Source organism: Halomonas sp. HNIBRBA4712 (assembly GCF_043558675.1).
In the GTDB taxonomy this organism is placed as follows: Bacteria; Pseudomonadota; Gammaproteobacteria; order Pseudomonadales; family Halomonadaceae; genus Vreelandella.
Genome location: NZ_JBIFXR010000012.1, coordinates 1 through 16297, shown reverse-complemented (window position 1 = coordinate 16297; position 16297 = coordinate 1). Strand labels below are relative to the sequence as shown.

9 protein-coding genes and 1 tRNA gene are annotated in these 16297 nt (G+C 61.5%); 6 read left to right on the top strand and 4 right to left on the bottom strand.

From position 1 onward, the window contains the following. Genes ACGK9R_RS16655 through ACGK9R_RS16645 form a run of 3 tightly spaced genes read right to left on the bottom strand, consistent with a single transcriptional unit; the run spans position 1 to position 4056 of the window. Complete coding sequence (locus ACGK9R_RS16655; protein ID WP_394583360.1) at positions 1-813, bottom strand: SDR family NAD(P)-dependent oxidoreductase; 813 nt, start codon at positions 811-813, stop codon at positions 1-3. Beyond that, positions 810-2042 (bottom strand): capsule biosynthesis protein, encoded by a 1233-nt coding sequence (locus ACGK9R_RS16650; RefSeq protein WP_394583358.1) that lies wholly within the window; start codon positions 2040-2042, stop codon positions 810-812. Before ACGK9R_RS16650 ends, ACGK9R_RS16655 begins: the two co-directional genes overlap by 4 nt. A 4-nt stretch (positions 2043-2046) precedes the next feature. After that, positions 2047-4056 (bottom strand): capsular polysaccharide biosynthesis protein, encoded by a 2010-nt coding sequence (locus tag ACGK9R_RS16645; RefSeq protein ID WP_394583356.1) that lies wholly within the window; start codon positions 4054-4056, stop codon positions 2047-2049. A 459-nt stretch (positions 4057-4515) separates the two neighbouring features. On the opposite strand from ACGK9R_RS16645, the gene ACGK9R_RS16640 reads away from it, so the two are divergent. From ACGK9R_RS16640 to ACGK9R_RS16620, 5 genes are all read left to right on the top strand, one after another. Further along, complete coding sequence (locus ACGK9R_RS16640) at positions 4516-6426, top strand: diguanylate cyclase domain-containing protein (protein WP_394583354.1); 1911 nt, start codon at positions 4516-4518, stop codon at positions 6424-6426. 57 nt (positions 6427-6483) lie between these two features. Next, positions 6484-7431 carry an AEC family transporter gene (locus tag ACGK9R_RS16635; protein ID WP_394583352.1) on the top strand — a complete coding sequence of 316 codons (948 nt, stop codon included), beginning with the start codon at positions 6484-6486 and terminating at the stop codon, positions 7429-7431. Positions 7432-7492: 61 nt separating this feature from the next. Then, positions 7493-7569: transfer RNA gene (locus ACGK9R_RS16630), tRNA-Arg, on the top strand. A 107-nt stretch (positions 7570-7676) separates the two neighbouring features. Then, positions 7677-8141: a lysozyme inhibitor LprI family protein gene (locus ACGK9R_RS16625; protein WP_394583350.1), complete on the top strand. Its 465-nt coding sequence runs from the start codon at positions 7677-7679 to the stop codon at positions 8139-8141. A 69-nt stretch (positions 8142-8210) separates the two neighbouring features. Beyond that, the gene (locus tag ACGK9R_RS16620) at positions 8211-8450 is read left to right on the top strand and encodes a DUF333 domain-containing protein (protein WP_394583348.1); all 240 of its coding nucleotides are present in this window, start codon (positions 8211-8213) and stop codon (positions 8448-8450) included. A gap of 81 nt (positions 8451-8531) precedes the next feature. Here ACGK9R_RS16620 and ACGK9R_RS16615 read toward each other — a convergent pair whose 3' ends face one another. Continuing rightward, positions 8532-9026, bottom strand: coding sequence for a pyridoxamine 5'-phosphate oxidase family protein (locus ACGK9R_RS16615; protein ID WP_394583346.1), 495 nt, complete (start codon positions 9024-9026; stop codon positions 8532-8534). Between the two features lie 533 nt (positions 9027-9559). Here ACGK9R_RS16615 and ACGK9R_RS16610 point away from each other — a divergent pair. Then, positions 9560-16297 (top strand): BapA prefix-like domain-containing protein (locus ACGK9R_RS16610; protein WP_394583344.1); only part of this gene is annotated, 6738 nt, incomplete at its 3' end.

Here is a 16297-nt window from a genome sequence, read left to right as displayed (position 1 = left end):
TCACTGACCGAATCCGAGGCGTTTGACCAGCCACTGGGAAATACCCGCCGGCAGGACCGCAAGCCACCAGGTACCGAAGTTCAGGGGGAAAGGGAAGCTGATCCGCGCGCGGTTGGCGTCGATGCCGCGCTGGATCACCCGCGCGGCGCGCTCAGGCGGCCACTCGAAGGGTTTGGGCCCGGGCATGGCATCGCACATGGGCGAGCTTACGTAGCCTGGCATCACTACGGTCACGCCCACGTTATAAGGCGCAAGAAGCCCCCTGAGCCCTTCGCCGTAGGCCTTGATGCCCGCCTTACTGGCGCTGTAGCCCGGCGTGGTCGGAAGGCCGTGCCAGCCCGCCAGCGAGCTGATCAAGACCAGCTGGCCTTTTCCGCGCGCCTTCATGGCGGGGGCAAGATGCTGGGTCATGCGGATCGGCGTTGTCAGGTTGATATCCAGAAGTGCCTGGAGCTCGGGCCAGGCTTCGAGCTCGCCCGGGCCCTGGGGGTGGGTATTCTTGCCCGCGCAGGCGATCATTACATCCGGTACGCGGTTAGCGCAAAGCTCATCGAGCCAGGCGCCGAGCGCGCTGTCATCGGTCAAGTCGACACTCGAAGGCGTTACGCGTGCGCCTTGCGCCTGGCAGGCATTCGTAATCGACTCGAGCGCCTCGACGTTGCGCCCGTGCAGCACCAGGTGGGTATCGGGCGTGGCGTAGCGTTTGGCAAGCGCGCCGCCGATGGCACCGGTGGCGCCGGTGATCAACACGCAGCGCTCATGCCCCCTGGCCGTGGAGGTCGAGGCTTGGGGATTGAGGCGGACATCGTTCACAGCAGTTTCTCCAGCGGCGAAGGGCAGGCCTCGAGTACGTGCGCGGCGTTGTTGACCGCAAGCTCGATGCCTTTCTGGCAGTAAAAGCCGCCGTTGACCTGAACCGTGTGCATCACGGTCGTGCGAAAGTCATCGAACAGGGCGCTACTCGGCGGCGGCGGCGAAACCCAGAACTCGTCCAGCGTACCGTCGCAGGTAAGGCCCGAGAGGTTGTAGATCGGGTCGCTCAGGGCAAAAGTGGGGCAGGCGTTTTCCAGCGCGACGATCCCTACGGTGCTGTTCACCGTAACCGTGCCGGCGGCGTGTTTGACCAGCGCTTCCAGATCGCCGGACTCGAGATAGACGATGCGCTCTTCCAATCCGTAAAACCGCGCCAGCCGCTTGACCGTATGCAGGTGGCTGACCAGCAGCATGTCCAGCGGATGATTCTTGATGCACAAAAAGGCGTCCGCCGGGGCGTGTTCGGCAAACGAGCCCATGACGTGATCCATCACCTCGGCCATGTTGGCGTAGGGGGAGTGATCGCGAATCTGGGCATCGGTATTGAGCTGAAGCGGTAACAGAAAAAACGGCCGCTTGCCCTCGATCAGTGCCTTGACACGCAGGTTATCGCGTTTTTTCCACCGCTTGAGCAGCGAAAAGCGTTTGATGTAGCCGGCGTACTCCCGGGGCGCGGTAATGCTTGCGTGATTGCGATAGCGCGGTGCTACCAGCGGGTTGGCGAGCCCGGCCAAGTGGTAGGCGACGTCGTGGCGGGCGCGCAGTTTGAACGAGGATTTGAAGCGCACCGGTTTGGGCAGCGCGGGAAGCGCCCTGCCGGTTTCGAAAAACCAGGCCGGGTCACGCGGTAACAGCGAGTGGCCGTTGACCCCTTCGCGCTCGAGCGTGATCCAGAACGGGCGAAAGTACCCCTCCTCGAATACGTGGGTGCGGATACCCGCCGCCTGAGCGTGATCGATTGCCTGGCGGTGTACCGGGCGGCGATCGCCGAACAGCACCTGGTCGGTAATAGCGTAGCGGTTCCAAAGCGTGCGCAGGTAGTCCGGCAACTGATCGAGCGGGCCGCGAAACAGATGGCTTTTACCCAGCGAGCGCCGCCAGTAGGCAATGTCACCGGCGTTGAAGTGCACCTTGACGACCAGGTGCCCGTCGCTTGCAAGCTTTAGAGCCAGGCGCTGGTAAAACGGCGAACAGACGCCTTGTAGAAACAAAAACGCGCGCTTTTGCATTGACTCAGTGGCTTCCAATCCAGACGTTGCGGTAGTAGCGGTAAAGGCGCTGGCGCAAACGCAGCGCGGGAGAGCGCGTGCGTGCCTGCTCGAGTAGCGTCACGACGGTTTCGGCATTGCACAGCTGGCGCGTACGCGGGTCGACGTAGGAGGGGTAGCGAATCAGCGTACCGGCGACGAGTGCGTCGAGGCTCAGTCGGCGCGTGCGCCGCTTACACCGCATCGTATCCGTGGTCAGCCCCCAGCCGGCGTAGAACGGGAGTCCGTAGGTGGTGACCTGGCAGCCGCGCAACAGCGCCTCGAAACCGGCCAGCGAGCTCATGGTGTGAACGGCATCTACTCGCTCGAGCAGCGTCGAAATCTCCAGATCGCTGGCGTCGAGATCATACAGGGTCGCGGCCTCTTTATCGAGTTTGCCCACCCGCGCGCCGCTGAGCACATCCGGGTGCGCCTTGTAGAGGATAAAGGCATCGGGGCAGGCGCGGCGCACCGCTTTCAGCAGCGCGCTGTTGGTCGAGACCCGTGGCGAGCCGGTCGCGATTGAGGCGTCGCTTTCGACTTGGCCCGGCACCAGTACGGTGAAGGCGCCTGCGGGTAGCTCGAACGCCGCTTTACCCTGAACGTTGTACTTCGACAGCTTCAGCGCGACCAGCCGCTTTTTCAAATGCGCGGCGCGGGTAAGCTCGGTCTGGCTGAAGTCGCTTTCGTTCAAAAGCGTCTCGAGATCGCTTGGCTGGCTGGGGTCGTAGTAGATGCCCTGGCGGTCGATGACCAGCGACAGCGGCCGCGCCAGATCAACGCCCAGCCCGACCGAGCGAATAAAGCCATCTTCCATGCGCCAAATCGCGGGCATCAGCGCACGGTGGCGCTGTTTGAACGGCTCGTCGATACGGCTCGACCAGACCAGCAGATGCGAGGTCTCTGGCGTGTTGTCATTCGGCAGCGTTTTTTGAAAATCCACGCGCGTGGCAGGGCCGAGAAAATCGCCCACGAAACCGCGCTTCCAGTGCGAGAAGCCACAGGCGCGCCAGCTGCCTCGAAGTCGTTCTTGTTGGCGCCTCTGATCACCGATCAGCGCAATGGTCGCTTCCAGCGTGCTGGGCTCGCCGGTATACGGATTGACGTAGCGGCAGTAGTGCAGGTAGGCGGCGGCGAACACCTCCTCGAGGCGTCGCTTGACCGTGCGCCGCGGGCACGCGAGCTGATCCCGGGTCAGCCCCCAGCCGGCGTAGAAGGGCAGGCCGAAGCAGTGCACGGTCTTGCCGGCAAGCAGCGCCTCGAACCCGAGCTGGCTGGTTACTACGTACACCGTGTCGACCCGGTCGAACAGCGCCCAGGGGTTGATATCCTCGCTGATTACCTTACAGCGGGGATGCCCGAGGGCACGGGTCAGATGGCCCTGTTTGCTGCCGGCAATCACGTCCGGGTGAATCTTGACCCACAGCGTACTCGTTGGGTGAGCCTCGAGCGCGTGGGTAAGCATTGCCTCGAAGCTTTGCGCCGTGGCGCCGCCGTACTCGATGGAAGCGTCTCCAGCGGTTTGGTCTACCACCAGCACATCGGCGCTCTGGGCGTCGGCCGTTGGGGTATCCGGCGCGTGGTTGTATTTCGACAGCCGCTCACGCTTTAAAAGCGCCATGCAGTGCCTGGCGCGCGCGCGCTCTTCTTCACTGAAGGTGTGCGTGTTCAGCAGGTTTTCCAGATCGCTCGGGCGCGAGGCGTCGTAATAGATGCCGCTATGATCCACGACCAAGCTGTGTGGCTGATAGCCCTGAGCGGCAAGTCCGAGCGAGCGCACGAAGCCATCTTCGAGCGCAACGTAAGGGAGCGAATGGCGCTGTGCCATACGTCTGGCCTTCAGACTCGTGGGCTTTAAGCCCCAGCCGATCACTGCATCCGGGTGCCTGGAGAAAGGACCAAGCCGAATCGCCCTAGTGTACTCCGGTAAAAAGCTGCCTAGAGCGGCGATCTTTCCGATGCCAAACGAGGTATAGCCCGCGATTTTTTCTTCCATGAAGTGCCGTGTGTCGATAATGAAGGCGAGTGTTAAAGGCGTAATGTTACGCAGTTTGGGTCTTTGAAAGCCAGCGAGTAGAGGACAATTAAGCGGTTAAATTCATTGAATGGTGACCGCCTTCGTGACCTTTACGCGATAAGTGATTAAGGTAATTACATTCAAAGGGATATTGGACCGCGGCTGGCCAACGAAGGCGGGTTGCGCCGTGAATGCGGGCTTATCCGTGCGTATCGGCTTCAAGGGGAGCGAGGCGTGCGTGCATAAGCGGGGCCGTCGGCCCTCGCCACTATCTAGAGCTTGCCGCCATGGGACTTTGGCATTGTTCAAGAATAAATCGACCAGCAGGTATCTTTAGTGCTGCCAGCCTTTTTACGCAAACGACTTACCTATCTTCGCTCACTCAAGGGCCGGCTGCTGCTGGGGCTCTCTTTTACCTTGTTGCTCATGGCCGCGCTCATGCTCGGACTGAGCTGGCAGGTGGGTAAAAAGATGCTGCACGACGCCAACGTAGCGCATCTACGCTATGAGGCCACGCTCATCGCCGACGAGCTCATCCAGCAGGTCGATACGCGGATCGAGGCGCTCGAGCGGCTAAACGTGGCGCTCGGCGCCGCCGACGACGCCGAGTGGGTGCAGTTCGAGCTGATGAAAAACGACTCGCTTCTCTCCTGGTTCGATGGAGTAGTGGTCAGTAACGCCGAGGGGGTGATCATCGCCGACTGGCCTTCGATCGTGGGCCGCGTGGGGCTTGATACAAGCGATAGCGAGCATTTCGGCATGCTGCGGGGTACGCGCAGCCCCTACGTGAGCGAGCCCTTCATCGGCCGGGCGAGCCAGACGCCGCTGGTGCTGGTCAGCGTGCCCAGGCTCGATAGCCGCGGCCAGTTTCAGGGGATCATCGGCGGCGTCGTGCGGCTCGACTCCGGCGGGCTGTTCAACCGATTGGCCAAGATCCGTTTGGGCCAGGGCGGCTACTCGGCGATTTATACCGCCTCCGGTAAGGTGCTTTATCATCCGGAGCGCGAGCGCGTGAATGCACCGATCGAGCGCCGCGACGACTATCCGTGGCTCGATTTGGCGCTGGATGGCTGGAGCGGTGACGGCGTGGGCGAGCTCTTTCGCGGCGAGAACGTCTACCAAGCTTACTCGCAGGTATGGTCGGCGGGCTGGATCGTCGCGCTCTACCTGCCGGTCGGCCAGGCGCAGCTGCCGCTATCGGACTTCATTCGCCGGCTTTCATGGATCTGGTTGGCGTTGGCGCTGTTGATCGTACCGATGCTCGGGTGCCTTCTGGCGCGCATTCTCTCGCCCTTGAATCGGCTGGAGACGCAAATCGACGAAGTGGGGCAGAGCCGACGCTCGAGCATCGAGCTTGACACGAGCATGCACGAGCTCCAGCAGGTGGCGCTGACCTTCAACCGCGTCGAAGACGAGCGTCGCCAGCTGCTCAAGAACCTGCAGGAGCGCGAGGCATTTCTCGACTCGGTGCTGAATTCGAGCCCCCAGGGCATGTTCGTCTCCAACTTCGATGGTGTGATCACCTACATGAACCCGGCGCTTTTGAGCATGCTGGCGATTTCCCGGGACATGCTGATGGAGGTCTGGCTCAAGCAGATTCATCCCGACGACCGCCAGGGCGCGGTGGATCTCTGGCATCACAGCCTGAAAACCGGCCAGGACTATGTTCGCCAGCTGCGTTTTCTGAGAAGCGATGGCGAGACGCTGTGGCTCGATATTCACGCACGGGTGGTCATGCTTTCGCAAAGCGGCCATTCGCTGGGGCTGGTCGGCGTGGTCAAGGACATTACCGAGCGCCGCCAGCAGGAGGCGTTGCAGCGCTGGGAGGCGGAGCACGACCCGCTCACCGGGCTACTCAACCGGCGCGGCTTTCTGCGCCGTTTGGAAGAGGCTTACGCCGACTTCCAGAAAACCAGCACACCCTCGGCGCTTTTACTGTTCGATCTCGACCACTTCAAACCGATCAACGACGAGGGCGGCCACGCCTTGGGCGATGAGATGCTGCGGCGTATTGCTCAGGTCATCGCCTGGGAAGTGCGCCGTAGCGATCACGTGGCTCGTCAGGGGGGCGATGAGTTCGCCGTGCTACTGCCCAGCTGTACGCTGGTGCAGGCCCAGCGCATCGCCGAGGCGCTGCGCAAGGTCGTCAGCGAAGTCACCGTGACCCACGCCGACAAGGTCTATCACGTGACGCTGAGCATGGGCGTGACGCGGTTCAGCGACAGCGACGTCTCGGTCGACGATGCGTTGACCCGCGCCGACGGCGCGAGCTACGAGGCCAAGAACCGCGGGCGCAACGACGTGGTGGTCCACGAGCCCGGCGAGTTCGACCCCATGGCGCTCTTTTGATCGATCAGGGCTTTGCTCGTGCAATAATAGTGATGACTTTCTGACCCAGAGACTCCCGTGAACCTCGTAGAACTCTTTGCGCGTACCCTGGATATTACCCTGCCGGTCTTTGCCATGGTGTTCATCGGCATCGTGCTCAAGCGGCTCAGGCTGATCGACCGCGCGTTCGTCTCGACCGCCTCGGCGCTGGTGTTTCGCGCCACGCTGCCCACGTTGATCTTTCTGAGTTTGATCAAGGCGGATCTTGGGGTGGCGCTCGACGTACCGCTTTTGCTTTTCTTTGCGCTGGCCACGATAGCGCAGTTCTTCTTGAGCTGGCTCTGGGCGCGCTACCGGGTGCCCTACGCCGAGCGCGGTATCTACGTGCAGGGGGCGTTTCGCGGTAATGGCGGCGTGGTGGGGCTGGCGCTGGCCGCGGGCATGTACGGCAACTACGGCCTTTCGGCGGGGAGTCTGCTGCTGGGGCTGGTCATCGTGCTCTACAACGTGCTCTCGGTATGGGTGCTCTCGGTCTATCAGCCCGGCCAGGCCACCCAGTGGCGCAGCATGTTCAAGAAGATCGCGTCCAACCCATTGATCATTGCGGTGCTGCTGGCTGCGCCGTTCACCGCGCTCTCGATCGAACTGCCCAGCTGGGTCATGACCTCGGGCAACTACTTCGCCTCGCTTACGCTACCGCTGGCGCTGATCTGCATTGGCGCCACGCTCTCGGCGGCCAGCCTGCGAAGCGGTCGCGAGGTGGCGATCAGCTCCAGCGTCATGAAGATGGTCACGCTGCCGGCGATCTCTACCGTGGCGGCTTGGCTCTTCGGCTTTTCCGGCGAGGCGCTGGGGCTTCTGTTTCTGTTCTTCGCAAGCCCGACCGCCGCCGCCAGCTTCGTCATGGCCAAAGCGATGAACGCCAACGAAACCCTGGCCGCCAACATCATCGCGATCACCACACTGATGGCGAGCGTGACCATTACGCTAGGGATTTTCCTGCTACGAGTGCTGGGGTGGATTTAGCCCGCCCGGTTGGCCTCACCCGGCGAGCGCGCTATACTACGCGCCGCTTTACCCGCCCCATGTCCCTGTAGCTCAGTAGGATAGAGCAGCCGCCTCCTAAGCGGCAGGTCGCAGGTTCGACTCCTGCCAGGGACGCCAAGGCGATACCCACTCAATGGTTCGTCGTCAGTATCAGTAATACGCCCCCATTCGCTCTTCTCGAAACCATCGAGTATCTTTTATCTTTCAGGTACACGTGTCTTCCCATGGTCGGTATCGATCTCGGGCTGCCGGGTGAAACGGATCGACGGAATTTCGAGGGTATGATGAAACGTTACTATTTACTGCTTTCCGGCGCTTTGCTTTCGAGTTTGCCGGCTCTGGCCATGGCGCAGGACGTTAGCGCCGATGCGCTCTATAGCGCGGCTTATGATACGTGTATGGAGGAGGCTAAAGGCGTGACGGCCGGGATGGTCGAGTGTATTGCCGAGGAGTTCGAGCGTCAGGATACGCAGTTGAACGAGGTTTACGTCGCGCTGAGAGGCGATCTGTCCGGTGAACGGCGTAAGGCGCTGCGCGATGCGCAGCGGCGCTGGATTTCGTACCGGGACGCCAACTGTGGGTTTTATGCCAGCGCGGATGGGACGCTTGCCCGAGTGTCCGGCAATCTGTGTATGCTGCGTGAAACGGCAGAACGCGCTCGTGAGCTCGAGAGCATGCAAGGCGAATAGGCAGCTCTCCAGTGAGCGCTTCTGCAGCGCAACACGATTAACGACCCACGTTCGATGCTCGGAGAGTTCATGATGATGCGACAGTGCTCTTTCATTGTCATATTGGCCTTGCTGGCGGGCTGCGCCGCGTCCGGAGCAAGTGATGTGGACCAGGCGCAGCAAATTGCGGTCGACTACTGCGAGCGGGAAGGCGGCGAGGTCGTCACCCGTCAGGAGGGCACGACTTCGCGGCAGTATTGTCATTTGATCGAGGGGCGTGTCATCGAGGTGAACCGGCTTTATCGGGCTGAGGGGCTTCGCCTGCATTGACGTAGAACGTGATCGTTTAGTCCTGTTTTAAAATGCAAAACGCCAGCGCTCGCTGACGTTTTGCATGATGATAAGGTCGGTTCAGGTCTGCTGGCCGAATTTCTCGTTTTCACCCATATCTGGCGTTTCGTCCTTCTTGATATTCGCCTTGGCGATTTCGTAGAGCTGATAGACCTTGCTCTCGTTGGCTTTCCAGTGCTCGCCCATTTGTATCTTTATCTCGAGCAGCGTTATGTCCGGATCATCCTTGCCGTCCGGGAACCAGGCGGCAACGAAAGGGCTCCAGTATTTTTCGATCAGATCGCGGTCATCGTTCAAACTCGCCGTGCCGGACAGTGAGACGTAGGTGCCGTGCTCCTGATCCGAGAAGCTCAGGCAAACGTCGTGATCCTTCTCGGCTTCGAATACTTTTTCGGCGCTACGGCGCGTGTAGAACCAGAGCGTACCGTCATACTCCTTTTGCACCAAATGCATGGGTCTGGCGCGTGGCATGTCATGGTCGATCGTAACCAACATACCGACCTGAATATCCTTGATCATTTTCCAGATTTTTTGCTTATGCTCGGGGCTCGACATCGCTCACTTCTCCTTGTCATTCACAAACGGCTATCAACGCCTTGATTCCCATCTCGTGTAGCGCTCGTGATTAACTTTAGTCGAGTTTCTCAACTCGTGCTCATTGATGTGAAACCTCCTCTTTCGACACATGATAAGTTGTCTGATAATTAATGCTTTTTAACGAATTTTTAATTCAAGTGCGAAGTAATTGGTCTACTTTCTCGTAAAGAAAAGATACCTTCGATAACCCTTTCGGTAACAACTTTAATAAAATAATAAGATATAAATTTTGATTAATAAGCGCTTTGTTGAGCGATAAATATTCGATAAATTCGAAAAATAAAAACAATTTTATCGATAAATAGCCAACATTATTTTGTAACCCATTGATTCGATCAAATTGTTTCATGATTTTAACATTTGCCGTTTATCGTAAATGTCTAATAAATGAATCGTGAATCACGTTAGGGCGCTAAAAAATCATATTGAAAGTTCAACCTGTAGTGGGCAATAGTGACATTATTCTTTTAATAAAAAGTTGGGGGCTAATCATGTCGTATCAGGCAAAAGTATCTTTTCTTGATAGTGATGTCGCTAATGTTTCTGCCTTTACATTCGATGACCAGGTAGTGCTTTCAAGACCGAGCCAGGTACTTTTGCAGATCGCGCCGGAAGACATTGTATCCATGACCCGCGATGGAAACGACCTGGTGTTCGAGCTCTCCAATGGCGAGACCCTGCGTATCGTCAATTTCTACTCCGCTGCTTCAAGCGATGCCCCAAGCGAGCTTTATCTAACGGGGGCGGAAGATCAGCTGATTCCGGTTGAGTTAACGACGCTCTCCAGCGGGGTGGTAACGTTCATCCCCTTTTATCCCGTGAATGAATATGCAGGTTTCGAGATCGAGCGTGGAACCGGGGCCGTTCTTGACGCGGGTGGCTCTTTAACGCAAAGTCTGCTGGCCCCGTTGGGAGTGGTGGGGGTGGGTGCCGGCGCCATTGCCGCGGGGCGCAATCACTCGTCCAGCGCCAATAACGCGCCGCCGGTCGATGACGATGAGGGTGAGGCGGGTGATCCCGTCGATCCGGAGAATCCGGTCGATGAGGATGAAGACGAAACGGGCGAGCCTATCGATCCCGAGCAGCCCGGCGATCCAACCGATCCAACCGATCCAACCGATCCAACCGATCCAACCGATCCAACCGATCCAACCGATCCAACCGATCCAACCGATCCAACCGATCCAACCGATCCAACCGATCCGACCGACCCGACGGATCCGACGGACCCGACAGATCCGACGGACCCGACGGACCCGACAGATCCAACGGACCCGACCGACCCGACTGATCCGACTGATCCGACCGACCCGACAGATCCGACAGATCCGACAGATCCGACAGATCCGACAGATCCGACTGATCCGACCGATCCGACTGATCCGACAGATCCCACTGATCCGACTGATCCGACTGATCCGACTGATCCGACTGATCCGACCGATCCGACTGACCCGACAGATCCAACGGACCCGACCGACCCGACAGATCCGACTGATCCGACCGACCCGATAGATCCGACAGATCCCACTGATCCTACAGATCCGACAGATCCGACAGATCCGACAGATCCGACAGATCCCACTGATCCTACAGATCCAACTGATCCGACAGATCCGACGGACCCGACCGACCCGACAGATCCGACAGATCCGACAGATCCCACTGATCCAACGGTGCCGGTTGCGCCGGCGCTTGCGCTACTCAACGACACCGGCATCGCTATCGACGGTATCACCAGTGACGGCACCGTGATCGTAAATGGGCTCGAGCCGGACGCCAGCTGGGAGTACAGCCTGGATGGCGGTAGCACCTGGTCGGCGGGAGGGGGTGACCGCTTCGATCTTCCTGAAGGCGAGTATCCCGCCGGGCAGGTGCGCGTTCGTCAGACCAGCGCCAACGGCGCCACCAGCGATACCGGGGTACTTGGCAGCGTGGTCGTTGATCAGACGCCGCCCGACGCGCCAACGCTGAACCTTGCCAACGACACCGGCGAGCTACCGGGCATGACTCGCGACGGAACGCTCGAGGTAGGCAATCTCGAGGAAAGCGCGGGCTGGGAATTCAGTCTCGATGGCGGTGAGACCTGGCAACAAGGCGCTGGTAATCGCTTCATACTCCCCGAGGGCGACTACGCCGAAGGCCAGGTGCAGGTACGCCAGACCGACGCCGCGGGCAACGTAAGCGATATTACCCAGCTTGGTGCGGTAACCGTCGATCTGATCATCGACGAGCCGACTGATCCGGCTGCACCGGCTACCCCCACGCTCAGCCTGGCCAATGACACGGGCAGCAGCGATAGCGATGGCATTACCAGCGACGGTACCGTTCTGGTGGAGGGGTTGGTCGAGGGCGGCAGTTGGGAGTACAGCCTGAATGGTGGCCAGCAGTGGCTGGCCGGAGAAGGCGACAGCTTCAGTTTGCCTGAGGGCGCCTACGCCGCTGGCCAGGTCCTTGTACGCCAGACCGACAGTGCAGGAATCACCAGCGGCACGCGCACGCTCGGTGCCGTGGTCGTCGACCAGACCGACCCCGATACGCCGACATTGACGCTTGCCAATGATACCGGCGCCCCGGATGGCATTACCTCCGACGGTACGCTCCTGATCGGCAACCTGGAACAAGGCGCGCGCTGGGAGTTCTCGCTCGACGGTGGTCAAACGTGGCAACCGGGCAGCGGCAATCAGTTCATCTTGCCCGACGGCCGCTATGCTCAGGGCCAGGTGCAGGTGCGCCAGAGCGACGCCGCCGGTAACGTAAGCCCGGTGGTCGAGCTCGACGCGGTCGTCATCGACCCGAGCCTGTCTCTACCGGGCGACCCGGAAGAGCCAGGCGATCCGGACGCACCAGAGGCGCCGGCATTGACCTTGGCCAACGATACCGGCGAGACCGACGGTATCACCAGCGACGGCACGGTGATCGTAAGTGGGCTCGAGCAGGGCGCTACCTGGGAGTACAGCCTGGACGGCGGTGCGAGCTGGCGGGCAGGGCAGGCGGATCGCTTCGTGCTGGCGGAAGGAGAGTACGCTCAAGGTCAGGTTCAGGTGCGCCAGAGTAATTCGGCGGGTGTGATCAGCCCCGTTGGCGTGCTCGCGCCCGTCGTGGTCGATACCACGCCGCCCGATGCGCCGGTAGTGAGTCTTGCCAACGACACCGGTGACGTGGATGGAATCACCCGCGACGGTACCGTCGAGGTCGATGGCCTCGAACCCGGCGCACGCTGGGAGATAAGCCAGGACGGCGGGCAAACCTGGTTGGCCGGTGTGGGTACTTCCTTCCTGCTCGACGAGGGGGCTTACAGTGCCGGGCAGGTGCTGGTTCGCCAGTTCGATGGGGCGGGTAATGTCAGCGGCTTTGGGCGGCTGGGTGCGGTCACTGTGGATACCACGCCGCCCGCGGCGCCTGTCTTGAGCCTTGCCAACGATACCGGCGCGAACGATGGCGTCACCGCCGACGGCACGGTGCTGGTCGAGTCGCTCGAGCCCAGTGCCGCTTGGGAGTACAGCCTGGACGGCGGGGAAAACTGGATTTCGGGAAGCGGTGATCGATTCATTCTGCCCGAAGGAAGCTATACCGACGGTCAGGTGTTGGCGCGCCAGATCGATGCGGCGGGCAACATCGGTGACACCACCGCGCTTGGGCCGGTCACGGTCGATCTGATCATCGACGAGCCGACTGATCCGGCCGCACCGGCTACCCCCACGCTCAGCCTGGCCAATGACACGGGCAGCAGCGATAGCGACGGTATCACCTCGGATGGCACCGTACTCGTGGGAGGGCTGGTCGACGGAGGAAGCTGGGAGTTCAGTCTTGACGGCGGGGCCACATGGCAGCCCGGCGTTGGCGATCGATTCGTGCTGACCGAAGGGGAATACATTGGAAGCCAGGTGCAGGTGCGTCAAACCGATGCCGAGGATCGGCTCAGCGGTACGCGCGCTTTGGGTAGCGTCATCATCGATACCACTGCCCCGGAATCACCGGCGTTCGCGCTTTTTGAAGATACCGGCAATATTCCGGGTATTACCGCCGATGGCACTGTTCTGATCGGCGCACTCGAACCCGGCGCCTACTGGGAGATCAGCCTGGATGGCGGGCAAAACTGGCAGCGCGGGGTGGGGGATCGCTTCATCCTTGCCGAAGGCGATTACGCCGTGGATCAGGTGCAGGTGCGCCAGACCGACCCCGCCGGCAACGTCAGCGCGCCGACCCAGCTTGGCCCGGTCACCGTCGATCTGACGCCGCCTCAAGCGCCTACGCTGGCGCTTCCCGATGATGGCCCGATCAGCAACGACACCACCGTCACCGTGAGCAACCTGGAGGCGGGGGCCACCTGGGAATATAGCCTCGATGGTGGCCAGACCTGGACGGTCGGCGTTGGCTCGAGTTTCGATCTTCCCGAAGGCGAGTACGTACAAGGCCAGGTGCAAGTACGCCAAAGCGATGGCGCGGGCAATCAAAGCTCCGTCGGCTCTCTGGCGCCCGTCGTCATCGATATCACTGCGCCGCCGGCCCCGAGTGCCACCCTGGCGGGCGATGGCGCGATCACCAACGATGCCACCGTTCTTGTCGATGATCTCGAAGAGGACGCGACCTGGGAGTACAGCCTGAACGGTGGGGTGAGCTGGACCACGGGCACGGGCGCGAGCTTCGAGCTGCCGGAAGGCAGCTATGCGGCGGGCCAAATTCTGGTACGCCAGACCGACCTGGCCGGCAACGTCAGCGTTCCCAGTGGCCTGGCAGCCGTCGTCATCGATCTGACGCCGCCGCCGGCGCCGCTTCTGACCCTTGCCGGTAGCCTCGACGGCGAGGGCGTGACCGCCGATGGCACCGTATTGGTGGGTAATCTCGATCCGCAGGCGCGCTGGGAATACAGCCTCGATGGCGGTACTACCTGGCGGCCGGGCACCGGTGATCGTTTCGTGCTGCCCGAGGGTACCTACGAACAGGGGCAGGTGGTGGCGCGTCAAATCGATGCGGCAGGTAACGAAAGCCCGGCAACCGCCCTCGGGCCGATCACGGTGGATCTTACCATCGACCCACCGGCCGACCCGAATGCTCCGGCCACCCCTACGCTTGTGTTGGCCGAAGATACCGGCGGCGTCGATGGCATTACCTCGAATGGCACCGTACTGGTCAATGGTCTGGTGGCCGGCAATACCTGGGAGTACAGCCTGGATGGCGGAAATAGCTGGCTTGCCGGTGAGGGCGAGAGCTTCGAGCTCGCCGAGGGTACCTATGCTGCCGGCCAAGTGCTGGTACGCCAGACCGATCCGGAAGGGCTGACCAGCGGCACTTCGACTCTGGGCGCGGTCACGGTCGACCAGACGGCGCCGGGAGCACCGAGCGTTGCGCTTGCCAACGATACCGGCGGCTTGGACGGCGTGAGCGCCGATGGCACCGTGGTGATCGGTAATCTCGACCCCACGGCGTTCTGGGAAATCAGCCTGGATAACGGTACGAGCTGGCAGCGGGGCACCGGGGATCGCCTCGTGCTGCCCGAGGGCGAGTACGCGGCTGGTGACATTCAAGTACGCCAGACCGACGTCGCCGGTAACGTCAGCGAGGTAGCGCCGTTGGGGGCGGTGACCATCGTGACACAGCCGCCTCAGGCGCCCACCGTCGAGCGCGCCGAGGGCGATATCACCAACGATGCCACGGTCACGGTCAGCGACCTGCAGCCGGGGGCTACCTGGGAGTACAGCCTGGACCGCGGCCAGAGCTGGCAGCCCGGCACCGGCGACCGTTTTACGCTGCCTGAAGGCCGCTACGGCGATGGCCAGATCCAGGTGCGCCAGATCGATGGCGCCGGTAATGTCGGCCTGCCTGCGCTGGTCGACGGCGTCATCATCGATATCACCCCGCCGGCGGCCCCTACGGCGACACCCGCTGGTAATGGCGGTATTACCAACGACGGCACCGTCGACGTCGGCAATCTCGAAGCGGGGGCGACTTGGGAGGTCAGTCTCGACGGCGGTCGTAACTGGCTCGACGGCGAAGGCGAAAGTTTTGAGCTGAGCGAAGGGGTATATTCGGCCGGGCAGGTTCTGGTGCGCCAGACAGACGCCGCCGGCAATACCGGCAAGCCCGTTGCGCTGGGGGCGCTCGAGGTGGATACCACCGCGCCCGCCACACCCACGCTCACCCTGGCGGACCAGGACGGCCCGGTTCAGGGCGTCATCGCTGATGGCACTGTGCTGATCGGCAACCTTGAACCCAACGCCGTTTGGCAGGTCAGCTTCGACGGTGGCCAAACCTGGCAAACCGGCGCCGGCGATCGTTTTGTCATCCCGGAAGGCAGCTACGGCGCTGGTGATATTCTGGCCCGCCAGATCGACGCGGCAGGCAACGAAAGCTTGCTTGCTTCCCTGGGGCCGATCACCGTCGACCCCTCCAGCGGCCTGCCGGTAGACCCCGAGGCGCCGCCCGCGCCGATTATCGCCCTGTTGGTCGACACCGGGCAGGTGGATGGCATCACCAACGACGGTATCGTACAGGTCAGCGGCCTTCTCGAAGGCGCCACGTGGCAGTACAGCTTGAATGGTGGCCTCAGCTGGTTCAACGGGATCGGCACGACCTTCAACCTGCCCGAAGGCAGTTATCCGGCGGGGCAGGTGCTGGCGCGCCAGAGCGTCGACGGCGTCACCAGCAACCTGGCAACGCTAGGCTCGGTCATCGTCGATACCACCGCACCGGACACACCGACTCTCAGCCTGATCAACGACACCGGTGAGATTGCCGGTCTAACCAGCGATGGCACGCTGGCCATCGGCAATATCGAAGCTGGCGCGCGCTGGGAAATCAGCCTCGATGGCGGGGCCAGCTGGACTTTCGGCGCGGGCAGCCAATTCGTTCTGCCGCCGGGGCAGTACGCGGCGGGCGACGTGCGCCTGCGTCAAACCGATGCCGCCGGGAACGTCAGCGAATCCGCCCAGCTGGGCGCTGTGGAAGTGGATATCGCGCTTCCCGACGCCCCGACGCTCGAGCTGGTCGGCGGTGCACTCACCAATGACGGCGTGGTTCGGGTCGGCAATCTGGAAGAGGGGGCGCGCTGGGAATACAGCCTGGATGGCGGCGATAGCTGGCTGCCAGGGCGCGGCACGAGCTTTATCGTACCCGAAGGCAATTACGATCAGGGCAGCGTGCTCGCTCGCCAGACCGATGGCGCGGGCAACGTAAGCGCCACGGCTCAGCTTCCGGCCTTCGAGATCGACCTGACGGCACCCGAACCG

What these genes read in the sequence shown, in the direction of transcription:
- ACGK9R_RS16650 (WP_394583358.1), bottom strand. Translation starts at nt 2,042, where the DNA reads ATGCAAAAGCGCGCGTTTTTGTTTCTACAAGGCGTCTGTTCGCCGTTT.
- ACGK9R_RS16645 (WP_394583356.1), bottom strand. Translation starts at nt 4,056, where the DNA reads ATGGAAGAAAAAATCGCGGGCTATACCTCGTTTGGCATCGGAAAGATC.
- ACGK9R_RS16640 (WP_394583354.1), top strand. Translation starts at nt 4,516, where the DNA reads ATGCTCGGACTGAGCTGGCAGGTGGGTAAAAAGATGCTGCACGACGCC.
- ACGK9R_RS16625 (WP_394583350.1), top strand. Translation starts at nt 7,677, where the DNA reads ATGGTCGGTATCGATCTCGGGCTGCCGGGTGAAACGGATCGACGGAAT.
- ACGK9R_RS16620 (WP_394583348.1), top strand. Translation starts at nt 8,211, where the DNA reads ATGATGATGCGACAGTGCTCTTTCATTGTCATATTGGCCTTGCTGGCG.
- ACGK9R_RS16615 (WP_394583346.1), bottom strand. Translation starts at nt 9,026, where the DNA reads ATGTCGAGCCCCGAGCATAAGCAAAAAATCTGGAAAATGATCAAGGAT.